The organism is Agrobacterium sp. rho-13.3, assembly GCF_033957765.2.
Classification (GTDB): Bacteria; Pseudomonadota; Alphaproteobacteria; order Rhizobiales; family Rhizobiaceae; genus Agrobacterium.
The window spans coordinates 289720-310485 of the sequence record NZ_CP192775.1 but is presented as its reverse complement, the minus strand read 5'-3'; the positions used below and the strand labels follow the sequence as shown (position 1 = coordinate 310485).

Genomic DNA, 20766 nt, shown 5'->3' with positions numbered 1-20766 from the left:
TGGCGAGGCTTTACAAACTCATGTATGTATAATTTGACAAACAATTGGTATGTATGTAAATGGAAAGCCTCCCGGTCGTGAGTTTGAATGTTGCCGGTTCTCCGTTTGCGCCCGCTACTGAAACATGAGGTAAGAAATGGATTTGCTGCGATGCGTTTTTTAATGTCGAGCGGGAATAGCGCCTTTCTTTTGGTCATCGCCTGTGGCCTTCTGGTGTCGTCCTGCAAGGACGACGAAAAGAGGCCCGAACGCCAGAACACCGCTGTGCGAACCGTAACGGCTGAATTTACGAGCTACAGCCGACCGGTTAAGCTGACCGGCGAAGTCGCAGCGCATGTCACCACCAATCTGTCTTTCCGCGTCAGCGGCAAGATTACGGAATGGACGGTCGACGTTGGCGAGCGCGTTAAAAAAGGGCAGGTGCTTGCACGGATAGATCCCAAAGAGCAGAACGCGGATGTCGAATCCGCCGAGGCCGCCCTTCAGGGTGCGGAAGCTGTCGTAAAGCAGGCTTCGCTCTCGTTTGAGCGCCAGAAGATGTTGCTTGGCACAAATGCCTCGACACAGGAGCTTTTCGATCAGGCGCAGACGACACTTCAGACCGCTCAGGCATCGCTTGAATCGTCCAAGGCTCAGGTAGGTACTGCGCGTGACGCGCTCTCATACGCAGAGCTTCGGGCAGATACCGATGGCATCGTGACTGTGCGCAGTGTTGAAACAGGGCAGGTCGTCCAGACAGCGCAGACTGTTTACACCATTGCAAAAGACGGCCCGCGCGATGCAATTTTCAACATTTACGAATCTTTGCTCTCTGAAGAGCCGGACGACCCAAAGATCGTGCTGGCTCTTGTGAGCGATCCATCGGTCCAAACCACGGGCACCGTGAGTGAAATTTCCCCGACGATCAATGCGTCCACCGGCACGGTGAAGGTCAAGATTGCGATGGACAATACCCCGGATCGTATGACGCTCGGTGCGTCGGTAATAGGTATCGCCCGGCCCAAGCCTGCCAAGTTGCTGATCCTGCCGTGGACGTCGGTTTCGGCAATCAATGACAAACCTGCGGTGTGGGTCATCGACCCGAAGAGCCGAACGGCAGATTTGAGACCCGTGACGATAGCATCCTATGAAACAGGCCGCGTGTTGATATCCGGCGGCGTATCCAAAGGCGAGATCGTGGTCATCGACGGAGCAAAAAGTTTGCGCCCGGGACAAGTGGTTGATGTCGTTGAGGAGCAAGCCCTATGAAGTCCGTAACGATGACGTTTCTCCTCGCGTCCCTCGCCTCGCTGACGCTATCGAGTTGCCAGGAAAAAGATGAGGTGGCACAGCAGCCACCCCGCGCGGTATTATCCACGGTCGTCAAGATGGAGGCTCTTCAGGGGACGAGTTTTGCCGGCACGGTGCAGCCGAAGGTGCAAACCGTGTTCGGGCCACGCGTTGCAGGCCTGCTCGTCGCACGCGACGTCGATATCGGCGATGTCGTCACCCGTGGTCAGTTGCTGGCTGCGCTCGATCCCACATCACTCACGCTCGTCGTCAATTCTGCCCGAGCTGACCTCGTCAGCGCCGAGGCCACCCTTGCCAACGCGCGCTCTGTCGAACAGCGCGCAAATGCGCTGTTGAAAGGCGGGACGGAGACGCGCGCTGCCGTCGAAAACGCCGAACGTTCGAGTGCATCGGCGCAGGCGTCGGTCGTTCAGGCCCGGTCCGTCTTGTCAAAGGCCGAAGAGCAACTGTCCTACACGCAGATCACAGCAGCCTATGACGGCATCGTCACCGAAAAGGGCGCTGAAGTTGGACAGGTCGTAACCGCCGGCGCATCGGTCGTCACAGTTGCCAAGCCGGACGAACGAGATGCCGTCGTCGACATCTCTGATAACAACCGGGCTATTACAGAGGGAACGCTTTTTTCTGTCTCCCTACAGGTCAATCCTGCACTGTCTGTGAACGGTAGGGTACGCGAAATAGCCCCGGCGGCCGATGAGGCAACACGCACGCGCCGCGTCAAGATCGCCCTTGAAAATCCACCGGAGAGTTTCCGGCTTGGCACGACGATTACCGCCTCGCTCAAGGAAGCTGTCGCCGCACGGATAATCCTGCCCGCATCGGCGATATTGTCTCGCGATGGCAAAACCTTTGTCTGGGTCGTTGATGAAGGCAAGGGTATCGTCAACACGCGCGAGATTCAAACAGGCCCGGATATCGATGGCCGCATCGTCGCCCTATCCGGTGTCGAGCAGGGCATGCGCGTCGTCACCGCAGGCGTGAATAGCCTGACGGAAGGCCAAAAAATCAGGATTGAAGGCAGAGAACGTCCATGAAAAAATTCAACCTCTCCGACTGGGCGCTCGATCACGCATCCCTCGTCTGGTATTTTATGATCGTCTTCGGCGTTCTCGGTTTCTTTTCTTACCTCAATCTCGGGCGGGAAGAAGATCCCAACTTCACCATCAAGACGATGACGATTGCGGCGCAGTGGCCAGGCGCGTCGGTCGCGGAGACGACGCTTCAAGTCACGGAACGCATCGAGCGCAAGCTCGAAGAACTGGACGCGCTCGATTATACGAAGAGCATCACGACCGCGGGCCAGACCATCGTTTTCGTCTTCCTGAAAGACTCGACCAAAGCGCGCGATGTTCCAGCTGTCTGGCGAACTGTGCGCGATTACATAGGCGATATCAGAGCGCAATTTCCATCCGGCGTGCTCGATCCGACGTTCAACGATCGCTTCGGGGATGTTTTTGGCAACATCTATGCTTTCACGGCCGATGGTCTGACACAGCGGCAACTGCGTGATTATGTCGAGCGGGCGCGCAGAGATATCTTGACAGTCGCCAATGTTGGCAAAGTGGATTTGGTCGGCGCCCAAGATGAAGTCATCTATCTCGAATTCTCAATCCGGCAGCTGGCGGCTCTCGGTGTCAACCAAAGCGAGGTGCTGGCGACGTTGCAGGCACAGAACGCCATCGCTCCGTCGGGTGTTATCCAAGCCGAGGGTGAGCGCGTCAGCATTCGGGTCAACGGGCAGTTCGCGTCCGAAGATAGCCTGCGCGCCGTCAATCTTCAGGTCAACAATCGTTTCTTTCGCCTGAGCGATATCGCGACGGTCACACGTGGCTATACCGATCCACCACAGTCGCTGTTCCGATTTAATGGCCAGGACGCCATCGGGCTCGCTATAGGCATGAAGCAGGGTGCCAACCTGCTGGAGTTCGGCACAGCGCTCGAGAAGGAAATCGAGAAAGTTCAGGCCTATCTGCCAGTCGGCGTGGATATCCATCTCGTGTCGGATCAGCCGGTGATCGTGGCGGAAGCGGTATCTGGCTTCACCAAGGCGTTGATCGAAGCCGTGGTCATTGTTCTCGTGGTCAGCTTCATTAGCCTTGGCGTGCGAGCCGGCTTGGTGGTTGCCTTGGCCATTCCGCTGACGCTCGCCATCACCTTCGTCTTCATGTCCTATTATGGCATATCGCTGCAACGAATTTCGCTTGGCGCTCTCATCATCGCGCTCGGTCTTCTCGTCGATGACGCGATGATTGCCGTGGAGATGATGGTGGCGCGGCTGGAAGCAGGCGACACGCTGCGCAAGGCCGCAACATACGTTTATACATCGACAGCCTTTCCCATGCTGACAGGCACGCTCGTAACGGTAGCAAGCTTTATCCCGGTTGGCTTGAACAGCAGTGCCGCCGGTGAGTTTACATTCTCACTCTTTGTTGTCATCGCCGTGTCCCTGCTGGTTTCCTGGGTCGTGGCCGTGGTTTTTGCGCCCTTGCTCGGCGTTGCAATCCTGCCGAAGACGATGAAGCAGCATCATGGCGAGAAGGGCTGGTTCAGCCGTCTGTTCTCGCGCGTGCTTGACATCTGCATTCGCTGGAAGTGGACAACAATCGTCGCAACCGTTTTGGTCTTTGGAAGCTCGGTCTACGGTTTGGGTTTCGTCCAGCAGCAGTTCTTTCCGTCGTCGGACCGCGTGGAGCTGATTGTCGACTGGACCTTGCCACAAAACGCGTCGATCACGCAAACGAACGCGCAGATGGCGCAGTTCGAGCGCGAAAAGCTCGTCGGCAATCCCGATATCGAGCACTGGTCAACCTATGTCGGCGTAGGCGCCCAACGTTTTGTACTCTCTTTCGACGTTCAGCCGCCAAACACCGCCTTCGGCCAACAGGTGATCGTCACGAAAAGCCTGGAAGCCCGCGATCGACTGAAAGGCGATCTTCAGGCCTATCTCAAGAAGACCTTTGTTGGCACCGATGCCTATGTGAAGCTGCTTGACATCGGCCCTCCCGTTGGTCGACCCGTGCAGTACCGCGTCAGCGGTCCTGATATCGGCGAGGTGCGCAGGATCGCCCTTGAACTTGGCAGTGTGGTCGGCAAAAATCCGCTTCTCGGCGATGTGGTCTATGACTGGAACGAGCCGGCGCGGGTGGTCAAGGTTGATGTGCTGCAAGACAAGGCACGCCAGCTTGGCGTCACCTCGCAGGATATCGCTGCGGCGCTGAACGGTATTGTCGGCGGAACATCCGTCACGCAGGTCCGCGACGACATCTATCAGATCAATGTTTTGGCGAGGGCTACAGCGTCCGAACGCCAATCGATAGAGAGTCTGCGTGACCTGCAATTGCCGGGCGCCGATGGAAACTCTGTTCCTCTGGCAGCCGTTGCACAATTCCGCTACGAAACCGAACCACCGGTGGTGTGGCGCAGGTCGCGTCTGCCCACGTTGACAGTCAAGGCGGGCATTCTGGATTCTACGCAACCAGCAACGATTGTCGCCCAGCTTGACAAGGATGTCGCTGCCTTTTCGGCGAAGCTGCCGCAGAACTACAAAGTTGTCGTCGGCGGCAGCGTTGAGGAAAGCGCCAAGAGCCAAGGCCCGATTGCTGCGGTGGTGCCACTCATGTTGTTTGCCATCGCAACCCTGCTGATGATCCAGCTCCAGAGCTTTTCGCGCTTGTTCCTGGTCTTTGCCGTCGCACCATTGGCCTTGATCGGCGTGGTCATTGCTCTTTTATCCAGCAATGCACCGATGGGGTTTGTGGCCATTTTGGGAATTCTGGCGCTTGTCGGCATTCTAATTCGAAACTCCGTCATTCTCGTGGTCCAGATCGAGGAGCATCGTAAACGAGGCCAGCACGCATGGGACGCGGTGCGTGAAGCTACCGAACACCGGATGCGGCCAATCCTTCTAACGGCTGCTGCGGCAAGTCTGGCGTTGATCCCGATTGCTCGGGAAATCTTCTGGGGTCCAATGGCCTACGCCATGATGGGCGGGATCATCGTCGGTACAGTGCTGACGCTGTTATTCCTGCCAGCGCTCTACATCGCCTGGTTTGGAATCAAGCCACCTGAGGAGGGTGCAGCGAAGTCTGATCATCTGAGTCCCGACGACGTTGGCGATGGTCTAGCCAAACCCGTCTGACATCGAAGCCGATTTATCTGGGCGGAGTGGTTGACGACCATTCCGCCCCCATTGTCTTGGTACGGCGGATTAAGGACTTCTTGGGCCACGGTTTTTTTGTTAGCCCGCTCATCTGCGCTGAAATGGGATTGGTGCGGTTATCGCACCAGCCATCCGCCATCGACGGGAACGGTAATGCCGGTCACATAGCTTGAGGCGGGAGATGCAAGGAACAATACCGCTGTCGCAAGATCGTCCGGCGTGCCCCAGCGACCCATCGGAATACGCGCGGAAATCTGGGCGTTTCGGACCTGATCGTTGCGTAACGCTTCGGTATTGTCCGTTTCCATGTAGCCGGGAGCGATAGCGTTGACGGTGATGCCGTGTGGCGCAAGCTCGTTGGCCATGGCTTTCGTCAAGCCGGCAATGCCGTGTTTGGAGGCGGTATAGGCGGGGACGCGAATGCCGCCTTGGTATGACAGCATCGACGCGACATTGATGATCCGTCCCGGCCGCTTTGTTTCGACCATATGCCGCGCCGCTGCCTGTGACAGCAGAAAGGTTGACTTCAGATTGACGTCGATAACATCGTCCCAGTCCTCTTCCGAATGGTCGAGCAGATCGGCGCGGCGGATGATCCCGGCATTGTTGACCAGGATATCGATGCCGCCAAGGGCTGACAGAAATGACTCGATAACACCTTTCGCATCGAATTTCTTTGAGAGATCGACTTCGAGGTTAAGAAAAAGGCGACCGGTTTGAGTGATCGCTTTGGCCGTTTCTGGCATCGGGCTTGAGCCAAGAGCAGCGATATTTGCACCTGCGCGGGCGAGCGCTAGTGCCATACCCTGGCCCAGTCCAGTCCGTGCACCGCTGACCAGTGCCACCTTGCCGGAGAGATCAAACAGCGTGTTCAATTCGCAGCCCCTTATCATCGAACAGATGCAGGGGAGCCGACGACAGCGACAGACGGATATCAGTACCCGCTGTCAAATCATGCTGCCCCTGCGCGACAACAAGGATTTTCTGGCCTGCGACGTCGGTGTGAAGGATGGTTTCGGAACCGAGCGCTTCGACCAGCTTGATCTTGGCGGGAATGCCTTCGCCGTCGGTACGGATCGAGATATGCTGCGGACGGACGCCAAGCGTAATAGGGGCGCCGTTGGCCAAGCTGCTTGTCGCCACCGGCAGTTCCAGCTTATTGCCACCGGCAAAGGTGGCGACGGCCTTGCCGGAGGACGATGGTTCCACCGAGCCTTCGAGGAAATTCATGTGGGGCGAGCCGATGAAGCCGGCAACGAAGCGGTTTGCCGGGGAGTTGTAAAGCTCCATCGGTGTGCCGATCTGCTCGATGCGGCCAGCGCGTAAAACGACGATACGGTCTGCAAGGGTCATCGCCTCGATTTGATCATGCGTCACGTAGATCATAGTCGCCGATAGTCTTGCATGCAGTGCTGCCAGCTCGGCGCGGGTCGAACCACGCAACTCGGCATCGAGGTTGGAAAGCGGCTCATCCAGCAGGAATGCGACGGGACGGCGCACGATTGCCCGGCCGATCGCGACACGCTGACGCTGACCGCCGGAGAGCTGGCCGGGACGGCGCTCGAGATAGTGGTCTATCTCGAGCATCTTTGCTGCCTCGGCGATGCGGGTGGCGATTTCAGCCTTCGGCATCTTGCTGTTTTCCAGCCCGAAGGCGAGGTTCTGGCGGACGCTCATATGCGGGTAGAGCGCATAGGACTGAAACACCATAGCGAGCCCACGATCGGCAGCGGTTACCTCGTTGACAACCTTGCCATCAATGGCAAGTTCACCGCTCGTCGGGTTTTCAAGTCCGGCGATTGTGCGCAGAAGTGTCGATTTGCCGCAGCCCGATGGCCCGACGAAAACGACGAACTCGCCGTCTGCGATCTCCAGATTGATATCATGTAGCACATCGACCGCCCCGAAAGACTTTGCGACGTTGGTGAGTTTGATATGTCCCATGATAAACCCTTATTTCAGGCCGGTTCCGGCGATGCCGGTGGTGATGAAGCGTTGCAGGAAGAGGAAGACCAGAACCACGGGGATCATGGTCACGACCGTCATCGCCAGGATGAAATGCCATTGAACGTTCAGTTCCCCGGAATAGATGCTGAGACCGACCTGCAATGTATAAAGCTCTTTTCGCGACAGCACGATCAGTGGCCACAGGAAGTCGTTCCATCGCCAGACGACTGAGAAAATGGCGAGCACAGCGAGCGCGGGTGCCGTCAGCGGGAGAATGATCCGCCAGTAGATTTGCCACTCCGAAGCCTTGTCCATACGGGCAGCATCGAGCAATTCATCGGGGATTGTCAGCATATATTGACGCAAAATGAACACGCCGGTCGGTGTTGCCACCGTTGGCAGGATCACGCCCCAGAGATTGTTGAACAGGCCAAGAGCAGAGATGATCGAATAGAGCGGCACCATGATCACAGACAGGGGCACCATCAGCGTCGCGAGGATCAAAAGCATGGCAAAGGTGCGACCGCGAAACTCATATTTGCTCAGTGCGAACGCGGCCATGGAATTGACGACCAGCGTAATCAGCGTCGCGGTCACGGTGACGAAGACCGAGTTCCAGAGATAGCGGACGAAATCGAAATGGGTGAAGGGTTCGGTATAGTTCTCGGTCGCAAAGGAAATCTCCCGGACCGGGGTTCGCTTGCCAATGTTGACCTTGACGATCTCAGCCGGTTTCTTCGGGTCAACCATCTGGCTGATCGTACCGATGCGGCGGACTTCGGCAAGCACCGTCGTGCTGCCGTCCTCCAACGTTGCTGTGTAGAGATCGAGTGGCTTATCATAGCCTTCGACCGTCACTTTCTGAGTGACATATGGGAGGATCGTTGGCGGAAATTCGGCGAGTGCGGCAGGCGACTTGAATGACGACGCGGTCAGCCAGACGGCAGGACCGAACATCACGAACAAACCGGCGATCAGCCAAACCCATGTGACGATATCCGTCCAGTGCCAGCCTTTGCCGCCCTTGCGGCGAAGTAGAAATTGTAAGGCGCGGCTCATTTCTGAACTCCTTTCTTATCGCGCGATCGGCTCAGGCCGAGCTGCAGGAGTGTGAGGACGACGAGCACGATGCCCATCAAAATTGAGGCGGCGGACGCAAGGCCGGGATTGCGGAGCTGGGCTGCAAAGCCGGTTTCGTAAATGTACTGCGTGACGAAAACCGTGCTGGTTCCAGGGCCGCCGCCGGTCAATACATAGACCTCGTCGAAGATTTGTACGGCTCTGATCAGGACAAGGACGATGACGACGAGCAGGTTCGGCATCAGGAGTGGCAAAGTAATGCGGGTAAAGACACGCATTGCGCGCGTACCATCCATCTCCGCCGCTTCATAAAGATCTTTGGGAATGGCTTGCAGACCGGCAAGAATGATGAGCGTATAGAAACCCATATGCGCCCAGATCGAAACGCCGACGGCTGCGGCAAATGCCCAGTTGCGGTCATTCAACCATACATGCGGCTCGAATCCGAAGCTGTAGAGGCCGAAATTCAGAAGGCCCTGTCGTTGCAGAATCCATTTCCAGATCAGGCCGACGACGACGGGTGACAGCAGCACCGGAAAGAAGAACACCGCGCGCCAGAAGCTGCGTGCTCTCAGATCGCGATTGAGGATCAGTGCGGTGATCAGCGAGGCGCCGATCATCAACGTCACTTGCAGGATGACAAACCAGCCGGTGTTGCTCACTGCCGTCCAGAACGTATCTTCCGCGCAGGTGTTTGGGTTCAGATAATTCGAGCAGTCAAACAACCGGGCATATTGATCGGCGCCGACAAAGGTGCGGTCCGACAGAAACAGCGCGGTGCCGCCTGTCATCGAATAGGCAAAATTGATGAAAAATGGCAGCAGCACGAAGACGACGAAAATCAGCATATTCGGAAGCAGGAAGAATGCCGCCATTCCACCGAGGCCAAATTTCTTTTGGATCCAGCGCAAGGGTACGTCAATAATGCTCATGGCAAGGCGCACCGGTACAGCGGCAATCGTCCCCAGACTTTGACCGATGCGGCTCCGGCTGGTTTGGCGGAAGGTCTCTGCCATGGGTGATCACTCTCCTGTTGTCGGACAAATTGCGCCACAGCTTGGCGAATATTTGAGATAGGAATCTCGGGCGGCTAAAACGGATTTATTCGCTGCCGCCCGTGGTTCGTCTGGTTAGAGAGCCGAGTCTTTAACCTTGGCTGCAATATCCGCATCGATGCGGGAATAAGCCTCGTCGAGCTTCATCTCTCCTGCTGCTGCCTGACTGACGCGGGTGACAACCGCACCGTAGACAGTGTCGGACCATGTCCAGCCTGGCAATTTGCGAGCGAGGTCGGCAATTGCACCCGTCGCCTTGACGAAGATGTCGAGAGCCGCTTTGGCCTGCGGATCGTTCGTCTTGAAGTCCAGACCCTTTTCGACCACGCCCTTATGCGCTGGCAAGAACAAGGTGCGCTCGGAAAACTCCTTCACCACCGGTTCGCTGGCCAGATAATCCATGACCTTGGCAACGTCCTTCGGGTTTTTGGTGTATTTGATCGCCACCAGGCCAGCGCCGCCGGGCATGCCGGTGCAGTTTGCCGGGCCACATGGGCTGCCGGTCGCAACCCAATCGAAGTTGGTGCCGATCTTGGCCGAGAAGTTTGGCACCTGCCAGGAGCCGGAATAGTAGAAGGCGACCTGACCGTTGATGAAGTCGTCGGCGCCAGCGCGATAGGTCGAGCCTGCCGCCGAGACCCAGACGTCCTTGCTCATCGTGCCGTCTTCGATCCAACCCAGAAACTTTGAGATGAAGGTTTTTGATCCGGCATCAAGTGTTGCAGGCTTTCCGTCAGCGCCGATGAAGTTGGCTCCAAAGGCGATATTGGGCGCAGTGATGCGTTGTCCGGAACGGTCGAGAGCCATTGGGAACGGCAATTTCTGGCTCGCGGCAACCTGTTTGGAAGCTGTTGCCCAGTCGTCCCATGTGGCGTCCTTGCCGGGCATGGCCACGCCAGCCTGATCAAACAGCGTCTTGTTCGCATAGCCGCCGGTGAGCGTGATCTGCGTCATGAAACCGGAAATCTGGTTGGAGCCATCGGGACGCATCCAGTCAGCCTGATCGCCGAAATTCTTGTCCCAATAGGCGGCATCGGCCACCAATGGCCGCAGGTCCAGCCAATGTTTGCTCTGTGCCTTCAGGTTGGTGACACGGGCAATGTCTGGCCCGTCGCCAGCCTCGAGCTGTACCGGAAGCTGCTCACGGACCACGCTATAGGAAACGTTGTCGATAGTGACCTTGATATCCGGATTAACTGTCATGAAGCGGTCGATGAGGTCTTTGAGGACCGCGCCTTCCACGCCATCGGAATACCACATGATACGTACATCACCGGCAAGTGCCGCCGTGGATGTCAAAAGTCCGACGGCAAATGCCGCGAGCATCGTTCTTGCCTTGGTCATGTCTTCCTCCTCCTTTGGGTGCGGGCCTTCTCCTTGCCCGCATGTAAACTCGGCGCCGGCTTGTCCGTGCCGGCGCTGTGCCATTAGTGTGCGGCCAGCATGGCAACCTCGCCCGCGACCGTGAAGTCCTTGGGAACGATCGTTCGACCCTCGGCTTTGACCGAGCCATCCTTGAGGAACGTCACCGTGCCATAATCAGGGTCTTGTACCACCAGCGCGCCGTCTGCCGTCTCCTCGACTTCCAGCGAGGTGAACCGGCCTTGCGCCGTTGCGAGATCAGATGCCTCGCAGACGCGGACGATCCAGCGGGTGTTCTGACCGTACTGGCGCAGTTCCGCATTGGCCGAAGGTCCGGTTGTCACGGGTTGCAGGTCTGTGCTGCCCAGAAGGATCACCGCGCCGTTGCCGCTTCGGGCAGCAGCAACGCGTCCGTGAACGGCACTTTCATCGAATTCGGCAACCGGGAACCACGCATGGGTGAAATCCGGCTGTTCTTCGAACGTCAAAAAGTCGAGTACGGCCAACCCGCGATACTGGTGGGCGCGAGGGAGGGTGCCGCAACCGCCCCAGAAGGAGGGTCGACCGTACCCGAACTGGATTGTTTCGCCCGGATGGTTGATCCAGACGGCGGCCTCGGGCCGCTTGCCGATGCGAAGATGCAGGATTGTTTCCTGATAACCCCATTCGTTCCAGCGATAATGAGCGGCGGAACCCATGGCGAAATCACGGCTCTTGTAGTGATAGAGCGCTGCAAAGCGGTCCTGACCCTGCGCAAACCGCCATTCCTGATGTTCATCGGACTGATGGCTCGCAACGGCTGCCAGGCTTTCCGGCACGATCAGACCGTGATCGCGCAGGCAGACTGCAAGCTGCGGCAATGCGTGGACACGGCGACCGTACCAGCCTGCACCCCACAGAAGGCGGGCAACGGCTGAAAGCTCCAGCGAGCGGCCAGCGCAAAGCGTATGCTCATAGGAACGTCCCTGCGCTGCCGTGACCATGCCGTGATGGGCAGAGCGGGCGATGACTTCGCACAGGCGCACGATGCCCTTCTTTGCGCGTTCGGCAATATCGGCATCGGGCGAGAGTGCGGCGAGGGCCGTTAGCCCCTTCAGATCAATCGGGAAGTAAGGTGCGGAGTTGAACTCCGCCATTTCCCACGCCTCGAAATGATCGAGCCAGGCACGCACGCGGCTGGCACCAATTGCGCTTTGCTCGGCACCCTTGCGGCCAGAGCGGGAGAAGGTTTCATCAGCGAGCAGATGACCGGCAAGATAGGCGGATGTGTGGAACAGCAGAGCGTGGTTTTCGGAGAAATACCACTGCACATCGTTGCCGGGTTCGTCCATCCAGTAACGGAAATTCAGGATTGCCCGATCAATCCGGGCGCGGGTTGCGGCGCCGATGTCGTTGCCCCAGACCGTTCGTGACCAGATCAATGGTACGAGTGAGAAGTCGGCGCAATCATGGCAATCTTCGATCGACGGCAGAATTTCGTCGATCATCGCATCCGTATCGGCACCGCCACGACCGCTTGCCAGCCGGGCGAATGCCCGCACCGTATCGCGTTCGGAGAATTCCGACACTTCGGTCAGCGTCTCGGTGATGCGCCCGGCGAGTGTTACCGCTGCCGTGCCCTGACGGGCCGTATGGCATATTTCGATACCCAGAGACCGCGAGGCGACGAAGCCGCCAACCTTGAGCGTGATGCGGAGATGGCGGAAATCGGCAGGCGCTTTTTCCGACGGGCCGATGACCAGACTTGTCGCTTCGGCCTTGAGTGTGAAGTCGTAGTCGAAGCGCTCTCTCGACATGAAGTCGCCTTCGATCGCGACATTCACCTCGACATCCACTGGCAGCGGTTCGGCAAGCAGCAGTGTTATATCGCCTTCGAAATAAGCGGTCTTGTCAAGATGCATACCTTCAAGAGCAGCCTCGATCGTCTGTGCCACTTTGCCTTCGATTGGCACCGGTACGGCAACGCTGGCGGCAGGGCCGTCAACGTAATCGAGTTGGAAGAAATAGCGGGCGTCGCGTTCGGCGAGGTCATCGAAAAAGATCGTGATTTCGTTCTGGCCTTCTTTCAGCGGCAGGTCGAATTCAGCCTTCGCCTCGAGATTACGGCTATAGGGGGCCATCCAGCCAACTTCGGTCCCGTTCAGCCAGACAACCGCGCCACCGCATGTGCCAAGCCTGATTTTGGCCGTTCCCGCCTTTTCGGCCACGATGAACGTTTGAGCCCAGGTGGCAAGCCTGGTTGGACGGAACCAGAAACCTGAGAGATCAAGCCGCGGCGAGCCGAAAGGAAGCCACCAGCGTGCAGCATCGAAGGTGCCGCGCACCTCAGGCCGTTTACCGCGGTAGGTTTCGGCAAATATCGTCCGGCAGGGATATTCATGCGGAATGAAATTTTTGTGTTTGGTCAGAAAGAAGAACGGGTCCATCTCGCCCTTCATCGGGGCGTCAGGAACGTCGAAGCGTTCTTCGGCAATGGTTCCCAGCTGCCAGTAGCGGATGGCGTCGCCGGTGTTCAGGTCTCGGTTCATAAAAGTTTTCATCGGTGTCATTTCAGCTCTGCCAAGGCCACCGGGGCCACATCGTTATATTCCTGATTTTCTCCTGTCATGCCCCAGACAAAAGCATAGGGGCCGGTGCCCGCACCCATATGGAGAGACCAAGCGGGGGACAGCACCGCATCGCCATTGGCGACGATCAGATGACGCGTTTCTTCAGGGCGGCCCATCAGATGAATGATACGATCTTCCGCCGCCATGTCGAAATAACAATACGCTTCCATGCGGCGCTCGTGCAGGTGCGGCGGCATGGTGTTCCAGACGCTGCCCTCGGCAAGATCGGTAATGCCCATCAACAGCAGGCAGGACGGCGCGACTTCCGGATGGATATACATGGCGAGCCGTCGCTTGTTCGACCGGCGGCTGTCGCCCAGATCGATGGCCTTCGATTCCGCCTTCTTGATCAGCCTGTGCGGGATATCGGCACCAGCGGGGACGGAGTTCATATAGAACCGTGCGGGTGTTTTGTCCGAAAGGCTCGTCATGCTGATATCGCGGGCGCCACGGCCCAGATAAAGAACGTCACGATTTTCCAGCGTGAAGGATTGGCCGTCGACTGTCACGGTACCCGTACCGCCCAGATTGGCGATACCCATTTCGCGTGCCGATAGGAGATAGGGCGTGCCGATCTCGGCGCCGGATCCGAAAGCAAGGCTTGTGGACACCGGCATCGCACCGCCGATAAGCAGTCGATCCACATGTGTATAGGTGAAATTGGCGGCATCCGGGACGAACAGATCTGTTACCAGAAAGGCATCACGTAGCTTTTCCGTGTCATAACCTTTGACGTCTTGTGGTGCTGCTCCGTACAAAATCTTCATCGTCATGCTGGTTGTCCTTCCTGTCCCACATGCTCCAGACCTTCGGAAAGGCACAGGATCGCCAGGGCCTGGCCATAGCCGGTCGGCTGAATGGGGATGTCCTTGTAGAACTGGAGATCATGGCCCATGCGGGTGCCATAGGAGACATTGCCGACGGTCCCGGTCTCATCGATATTGTCCATCACCACCTGCAAAGCCTTTAGGCCAGCGTCGCGCCAAGCTGGGGTGCCGAGCCCGAGACGATAACCTTTGAGCAGGCCATAACCGATCCCGGCGGTGGCGGAGATTTCCTCATAGGACGTTGGATCGTCCAGCAATGTATTCCATGCACCGGACGGCGCTTGCAGCGACAGGAGCGTATCGACCTGTGCCACCAGCACGCCTTGCAGGAAATCCTTTACAGGTATGGCGAGGTCGGCGAGGTCGAAGAGATCGAGCAATCCCGCTGTTATCCAGGCATTTCCCCGCGCCCAGCGCGCTCTTGCGAAATTGTGTCGCCCATCAAACGTCCAGCCATGAAACCACAACCCGGTCTGGGGGTCTGCAAGATAGCGGGTGTGGACGAGAAATTGTCGTGATGCTTCATCGACCAGTTCGCGGCGTCCACTTGCCTGACCGTAGGATGCGAGGAACAGCGCCACCATATAGAGCGTATCGTCCCAGAGTTCGTCGTGATTGACCTTGTCCGAGACATGGTGCTCGAAGCCGCCTTCCGGCGTGCGTCCGAGTTCGGCAATCACTCGATTTGCCCAGTCATCGAGAACCGGCTGCCAGCGAGGGTCGCGGGTTTTTGCCCACAGGACCGACAGGCCGAGCATAGGGGCTGTCGTGTTGACGTTGATCTGGGGCAGACCGGCATCGATACGGCGAGTATACCAGTCTTCAACGAGCTGGCGGAGATCATCGCGATCGGTAAAAAGCCAAAGCTTGATCAAGCCATAAAGGCCAACACCCTGCGGCCATTCCCAGCTGTCGAAGCTGATGTAGTCACCTGCGGTGCCATCGAGATTAGGCTCATGGAAACGACCGTCGTGCTTGAGACCGGTTGTTCCGGCGACAAGACGATTTAGGCCGTCGCGAATTTCGCGGCCATTTGGACCCATGAATGCTCCTCCGAATGTTCCGCTTTTGGTAGCGGTTTGTTGGCGAAATAAATGCACAGTGAATTTTGTTGCGCAATCTGAAAATTTTTTTCATATTGCCGCAACGGAGATCGATATGGCTGTCAAACCTGTCGCGGGTAAACGCGGAAAAAAGAGCAAACGCGTGCGTTTGGAGGACATCGCCGAGGCTTGCGGCGTATCGCTTAGCACTGCTTCAAGGGCTATCGCCGGTGAAAAAGGTGTAAGGCCAGAGATACGTCATCGGGTGCTGGAAGCGGCCAAGATTGCCAATTACGTCATCCCGACGGCTGTTGCTGGCCAAAAAGTCATTCTGGCAGCGTCGAGCGCTGCCATGATCGATTATGTCCGCAACCAATTCACCCTTTATGTGCTTGAAGGCCTGAATGAACGTGCACAGGCGCTCGGGCTCGAAATCGTGACCCGACCGATCGCCGATCGCAACGAGGAACTGGCCGTTCTCAAAGAAGCGCAGGACGATCCGGAAGTTGCGGGTCTTTTGTTTCTGACTGTCGACGACGAGGGCATGCTGGCGGCGACACGCAGCTTCGATAAGCCGGTGGTGCTGCTCAATAGCGACGATCCTTTCATGCGTCTTTCCAGCGTCACACCCTGCAACCGTTCCAGCGCGCGGCTGGCTGCTGATCATCTGATCGGGCTTGGCCACGAGCGCATCTTGTTTCTGATGCGGCCCGGTCGGCGCACCATCGAGCGGCGCTACGAAGGCTGGAAAGATGCGTTGTTGCATCATGGACTTGCCCATGATTCCGATCTGGTGGTGCCGGTCGAGGATTGGCTGCCTGAGTTGGCGGCGCAAGCGATTGCAAATCGGATAGAGGCGCGTGGCCTGGACTTTACCGCTGTGCTCGCCGCAGGCGATAGCTTGGCCGTCGGCGCGATGATGGGTGTCCAGCAGCGGGGGTATTCTGTACCTGGCGATGTTTCGGTGATGGGGATGGACGACCTTCCGCAAGCGGCTTTCCTCAATCCGCCGCTGACAACCATGCACATCCCCATGCGCGAAATCGGCTCGGTCGCACTTGATCTGTTGCGCGATAGCCTCTCCGGATTGCCGATGCCACCGCGCCGCGTCGAACTGGCCTGCCATCTCGTGGAACGCGCATCCACCGCTGCCTACCGCCCCATCCTCATCACATAATCATGCCGGCTTAACCACGATATACGACGGCTAATGCCAAAGGTTAGCCCTGTTCTGACCTCTGGTCACAGAGGTGATGCATCACGCCAAAGCGGCGGAAACGATCTTAAGGCGCATGTTCGGCGGCAGTTCCGTCAGGACGACCTGGTGATGGGACGCAACATATGTTTTGCGTAGCAAAGCCGAGACAGATGCCGTGGTCCGATGTCGATATCGAAAGCTTCAAGACCCGGCATCAACTTTTTGCGCGAGAATGAGCGTTGCTGTCGCTTCATCTGTGATCAGGCCATTTATGATCTGCCCGTTGATAGCAGAAAAGATCGATTTGGCTTTTTTTTCGCCAGAAGCCACGCCCACGACGAGCCGATCCTTGCCGGAGCTGATCGGAACCGACGTTAGCCGGGCATTGACGCCTCCTTCTAGGATTTCGCCCCTCGCATCAAAGCTCCAACCCGTGATCTCGCCAACCGCTCCTTGCCTCATTTGGTGCAGGAGCTCTTCTCTGGAGATAAATCCGTCGATATGCTGAGGTGCATCCAGATCCATTTGTCCCACGCCAACCAGAGTGACTTCTGCGGCTTGCGCAAGGGCGTGTGTTCTTTGAACGATCCGCAGCGAGGTCAACAAGTCTCTCTGTTCCTCATTGTCCGCAAGTACTGGCAACGGGATGGGGAAGTGACGCGTTTTGGTGAGGTCGGCAAGCCGACTTAGAACATCAAAGAAACTCGCTGAACCATCCATTGCAATGTTTCCCACCAGCGCGACGAGCGTATGCTGTGGGCATTCCATGGGATGTATCAAATCGACCGCGACACGCAGCGTCCGTCCTGTTCCAACCGCCATGGTGATGGGTGAGGGAGCAGACAGCGTTTGTTCGATGAAGGCCGCGGCACTGGTGGCGACCCCAGCGTTGGACGATGGGTTGCTAGGGTCTGTTGGGACTATGTCGCAGTACTTCAAGCCGAAACGGGCACGCATTTGCTCCGACAGTTCCATACAGGTGGCGACATGGTGTTCAAATCTGAACGTGACATAGCGATTTGAGAGGGCAAGAGAGACGAGGCGTTGTGCTGTTGGCCGTGAAATTCTCAGTTTTTGCGCGATCTCTTCCTGTGTGTTGCCTGCAATGAAGTAAAGCCATGCTGCACGTGCCGCACTGTCCTGTTTTGCGTTTTCTGTTTCGTAGCCCAACGTCAGACCTCTTGTTTTCTCAAATCGGCGAATTGTCGCCGATCGTCATCGCGGCACTCAAGTTCCGCATTGTTTTTAGAATTTTCTCATCGGAGCAAAGGGCAAAATAGTCCGCATACAGTCTATCGTAGACGATGGCACGCTCGGCATCAGGCTCGAAAATACGGTATTCGCGGCATCCAAATCGACTTGCGCCTTCCTTAAAGTTCGCCACGGTTCCACTGGCCACAGCGGCATGAATTGCGGCACCCATTGCCGTGGCCTGCTCGATATTGGGCACATAAACCGCACGCCCCAGCACGTCACAGATTGTTTTGACCAGAAAGCTGTTGCCTCGTGCAATGGCACTGGTCAAGACCACACGCTCTATTGTTAGTCGTCCCCGCTCGCCTCGTTCCAAAATAGCTCTGATGCCGAAGGCGAGAGATTCGATAAGGGCGCGATAAATGTCGACAGGCGATGTGTCGATGCGTAGCCCGATCAAACATCCACTCAGTAGTTTGTCTGCGTAAGGCACACGGTTTCCGCCGAACCAGTCAAGAGCAATCAATCCGCTCTGGCCGGGCTTCAACAGATCGGCCTTGCCATTGTACCAATCAAACTCTTCACCAGTTTTAGCCGGGCAGGGGAAGGTTCGAATGAACCAACCCAATGTGTCTCCAAATCCAGCCTGACCAGCCTCGCAACACCAGATGTTCGGCAATGCCGCTCCAAAAGCACTGGCCTCAAATCCATCAGGAAGTGCACGCGGTTCGCTATCGAGAAAAATGAAGCCGGAAGACGTGCCGAGTACACCGACCATCGTGCCCGGAGATGTCACGCCGACAGCAGGCAGTACAGCGTGGGAATCGATGGATGCGACAGAGACAACAGGCGTGCCTATGATTCCGGTCTTTGAAACCCAAGTTTCTGAAAGGCAACCAGCAGCGCTACCAACCGAATGAGGCGGAGACAGTTTCTCTTCCAGCCCTGCGACCAGGCCGTTGGGGAAGCCGCTATCTTGCGAATACAGCGCCTTGAAGTATGCAAAGTCCGAGCTGCGAAATTCGCCTCCAGTCAGTTGCCAGACGACCCAATCGCCCACCTCGATGAACTTGTCGGCAATGTTCCACACCGCCGGGGATGTTTCGCTTGTTTCGGCAGCCTTGGCGATCAATCCCTCACCGGAAATCCGCCATGTGTAAGGCAGGAAACGCTCTCTGTTTTGCTCATTGATATCGTCTGCAAAAGGTTGCGCCCGCGCATGTTTCCAGAGTTTGACATAGGCTTGAGGATCATCTGGAAACTGTTTGACCAGCGAAGAGCCATCGGCACGCGCAGGCATCGGTGACGATGCTGTCGATGCAATTCCAATCCCGGCTATATCCTTACCGCGCCCAAGCTTGGTGAGAATATCTAGGGCGGTTTTGATGTAGTCAGCAGGATGATGGAGCGAAAACCCGGACGGAAGGCGATCGCCGTTGGGAAGAGAGGCACTGATCACGCCGTGCGGATATTCCGACACGACATAATCGACCTGCTTGCCAGAGGTTATCTCGACCAAAACGCCGCGAGCAGACGCAGTTCCAAAGTCGATTCCAATCAGATACCGGTCGCTCAAGAAACAAGCCTCTCTACGTCAGCGTGCGCGCCCGTCGCGCTTTTGCGAGATGCGCAGTAACGTCTCGACGCTGTACGATACCTCAATGGTCGTTTGAGGCTACCGCCGTCTCGGCTCAACCGGGAGATTTTTCGTCTCGCTGGCGCTGAAATTGACCTCATTTCCCGAATGATGGTCAAAGCTCTAAATATTCTCTGCGGTATAAAGTTCAATTGGAACAATAAATTGAGATGGCATCTGGTTTAGGTTGACGCTCTTATTCTGGGGGGCGATTGAACGAGTATCATCCGAATGATCGACCAATGCATTGATAGCTCCCAGCAACGCATGAACAGTTGCTCTTGCCAGGGCTTCTCGTGGTTGATGGATGACGAAATTGATTGCGCCGTCAACCAGTCCCTCACGTGTATCGTTTGTCAAATCGTGGCAGATCGTCGTGATACGCATTGTGGCGTTAGCTTCCCGTAAAGCGTCCATAACGCCCTCCACGCCGCCGCCAACCATATATATCCCAACCAGATTTGGCGCTTTTTGAAGGAGGTCCAAAGTCCCTTGATAAGCGAGGCGCGGCTCCTCGAAATTGACCAGCGGCTCAAGCAGCTGCAAATGCGGAGCGTTTTCGCGGACATAGGTGCGGAAGCTGATTTCGCAGACTTCGGTTGCAAGATATCGGTGGCTTCCGACAATGATCGCGACATCTCCGCTCTGCTTCGTCAAATTGGTCATCGCCCATCCGGCAGTGCGACCCGTCTTACGCCAGTCCACACCGATATATGCGGAACGAGCCGACGCAGACAGATCGCTGAGGAGTGTAACGACCGGCTTTCCCATCTCTTTGACGTCGAGAATTGCTTTGCTGACATAAGGATGGTCCGCCGCCACGAGCGCTATTCCGTCGGTTCGTGCGGCCATCTTGCGAATTCGCTCGGCGACGAAAGCCGGTGTGAGATCATCGAGATATTCGACAACCGGCACGCCATGGATCGCAGGATTTGATAGGGTCGCATCGCTCAGCGCTGCGCCCAGGGCACCATAAAACTGGACGGAGTGCTTTTGAAGAATGAAGCCCAACGTCATGATGGGCTTGTCGGGTTCCGAGCGCTGGCGAATGAGCGGGGCTGCGTGAAAACCGACGGCTTCAGCCGCTTCCCGAACGCGAATAGCCGTTTTCGCTTTGACTGGAAGACGCGCATTTATCACGCGATCGACTGTTGCGACACTGACGCCAGCCTGACGGGCAACGTCTGCAACGGTTGGCCGGTCACCTTTGCGACCGCGATGCGAGACCATCAATTCGACCTCCTTGTTGGAAGTTTTTCCAAGAAACCGCCCGGATTCTCATGAGCAGAACCTCTATATGCTGTCTCAGAGTTCAAGCATGATAGATACAATGATCACGTATTTCGATGATTTATTTATCATTTTT

15 protein-coding genes and 1 pseudogene are annotated in these 20766 nt (G+C 56.9%); 4 read left to right on the top strand and 12 right to left on the bottom strand.

What is annotated here, in order from left to right; genetic code table 11:
- Positions 1-150: 150 nt before the first annotated feature.
- The 3 genes from RMR16_RS16280 to RMR16_RS16270 are packed head-to-tail and all read left to right on the top strand — an operon-like array spanning position 151 to position 5428.
- A complete protein-coding gene (locus RMR16_RS16280) occupies positions 151-1248 on the top strand; it encodes an efflux RND transporter periplasmic adaptor subunit (protein ID WP_320199723.1) in 1098 nt (365 codons plus the stop codon).
- Positions 1245-2324, top strand: coding sequence for an efflux RND transporter periplasmic adaptor subunit (locus RMR16_RS16275; RefSeq protein WP_320199722.1), 1080 nt, complete (start codon positions 1245-1247; stop codon positions 2322-2324). The genes RMR16_RS16280 and RMR16_RS16275 overlap by 4 nt, the downstream gene beginning before the upstream one ends.
- A complete protein-coding gene (locus RMR16_RS16270; RefSeq protein WP_320199721.1) occupies positions 2321-5428 on the top strand; it encodes an efflux RND transporter permease subunit in 3108 nt (1035 codons plus the stop codon). Before RMR16_RS16275 ends, RMR16_RS16270 begins: the two co-directional genes overlap by 4 nt.
- A 137-nt stretch (positions 5429-5565) precedes the next feature.
- On the opposite strand, the gene kduD is transcribed toward RMR16_RS16270, so the two are convergent.
- From kduD to RMR16_RS16230, 8 genes are all read right to left on the bottom strand, one after another.
- Positions 5566-6342 (bottom strand): 2-dehydro-3-deoxy-D-gluconate 5-dehydrogenase KduD, encoded by a 777-nt coding sequence (gene kduD / locus RMR16_RS16265; RefSeq protein WP_320199720.1) that lies wholly within the window; start codon positions 6340-6342, stop codon positions 5566-5568.
- Complete coding sequence (locus RMR16_RS16260) at positions 6308-7393, bottom strand: ABC transporter ATP-binding protein (protein WP_320199719.1); 1086 nt, start codon at positions 7391-7393, stop codon at positions 6308-6310. The genes kduD and RMR16_RS16260 overlap by 35 nt, the downstream gene beginning before the upstream one ends.
- A gap of 9 nt (positions 7394-7402) precedes the next feature.
- Positions 7403-8455 carry a carbohydrate ABC transporter permease gene (locus RMR16_RS16255; protein WP_320199718.1) on the bottom strand — a complete coding sequence of 351 codons (1053 nt, stop codon included), beginning with the start codon at positions 8453-8455 and terminating at the stop codon, positions 7403-7405.
- Positions 8452-9492: a carbohydrate ABC transporter permease gene (locus RMR16_RS16250; RefSeq protein WP_320199717.1), complete on the bottom strand. Its 1041-nt coding sequence runs from the start codon at positions 9490-9492 to the stop codon at positions 8452-8454. Before RMR16_RS16250 ends, RMR16_RS16255 begins: the two co-directional genes overlap by 4 nt.
- A 114-nt stretch (positions 9493-9606) precedes the next feature.
- A complete protein-coding gene (locus RMR16_RS16245) occupies positions 9607-10875 on the bottom strand; it encodes an ABC transporter substrate-binding protein (protein WP_320199716.1) in 1269 nt (422 codons plus the stop codon).
- An 83-nt stretch (positions 10876-10958) separates the two neighbouring features.
- Entirely contained in the window at positions 10959-13442 is a 2484-nt protein-coding gene (locus RMR16_RS16240) for a hypothetical protein (protein WP_413785984.1), read from the bottom strand.
- Positions 13439-14275 carry a 5-dehydro-4-deoxy-D-glucuronate isomerase gene (kduI, locus tag RMR16_RS16235; RefSeq protein ID WP_320199714.1) on the bottom strand — a complete coding sequence of 279 codons (837 nt, stop codon included), beginning with the start codon at positions 14273-14275 and terminating at the stop codon, positions 13439-13441. Before kduI ends, RMR16_RS16240 begins: the two co-directional genes overlap by 4 nt.
- Positions 14272-15372: a glycoside hydrolase family 88/105 protein gene (locus RMR16_RS16230; protein WP_320199713.1), complete on the bottom strand. Its 1101-nt coding sequence runs from the start codon at positions 15370-15372 to the stop codon at positions 14272-14274. The genes kduI and RMR16_RS16230 overlap by 4 nt, the downstream gene beginning before the upstream one ends.
- Positions 15373-15487: 115 nt before the next feature.
- Here RMR16_RS16230 and RMR16_RS16225 point away from each other — a divergent pair, with 115 nt between their 5' ends.
- Entirely contained in the window at positions 15488-16549 is a 1062-nt protein-coding gene (locus RMR16_RS16225) for a LacI family DNA-binding transcriptional regulator (protein WP_320199712.1), read from the top strand.
- A gap of 222 nt (positions 16550-16771) precedes the next feature.
- Here the strand turns inward: RMR16_RS16225 and RMR16_RS16220 are convergent, their stop codons facing one another.
- From RMR16_RS16220 to RMR16_RS16205, 4 genes and pseudogenes are all read right to left on the bottom strand, one after another.
- The gene (locus tag RMR16_RS16220; RefSeq protein WP_320199711.1) at positions 16772-17740 is read right to left on the bottom strand and encodes a sugar-binding transcriptional regulator; all 969 of its coding nucleotides are present in this window, start codon (positions 17738-17740) and stop codon (positions 16772-16774) included.
- Between the two features lie 19 nt (positions 17741-17759).
- On the bottom strand, positions 17760-19340 hold the full coding sequence (locus RMR16_RS16215) for an FGGY-family carbohydrate kinase (protein WP_320199710.1): 1581 nt from the start codon (positions 19338-19340) through the stop codon (positions 17760-17762).
- 183 nt (positions 19341-19523) lie between these two features.
- A complete protein-coding gene (locus RMR16_RS16210; RefSeq protein WP_432355351.1) occupies positions 19524-20417 on the bottom strand; it encodes a substrate-binding domain-containing protein in 894 nt (297 codons plus the stop codon).
- A gap of 105 nt (positions 20418-20522) precedes the next feature.
- Positions 20523-20630: pseudogene (locus RMR16_RS16205) on the bottom strand (LacI family DNA-binding transcriptional regulator); the annotation flags it as partial.
- Positions 20631-20766: the final 136 nt, after the last annotated feature.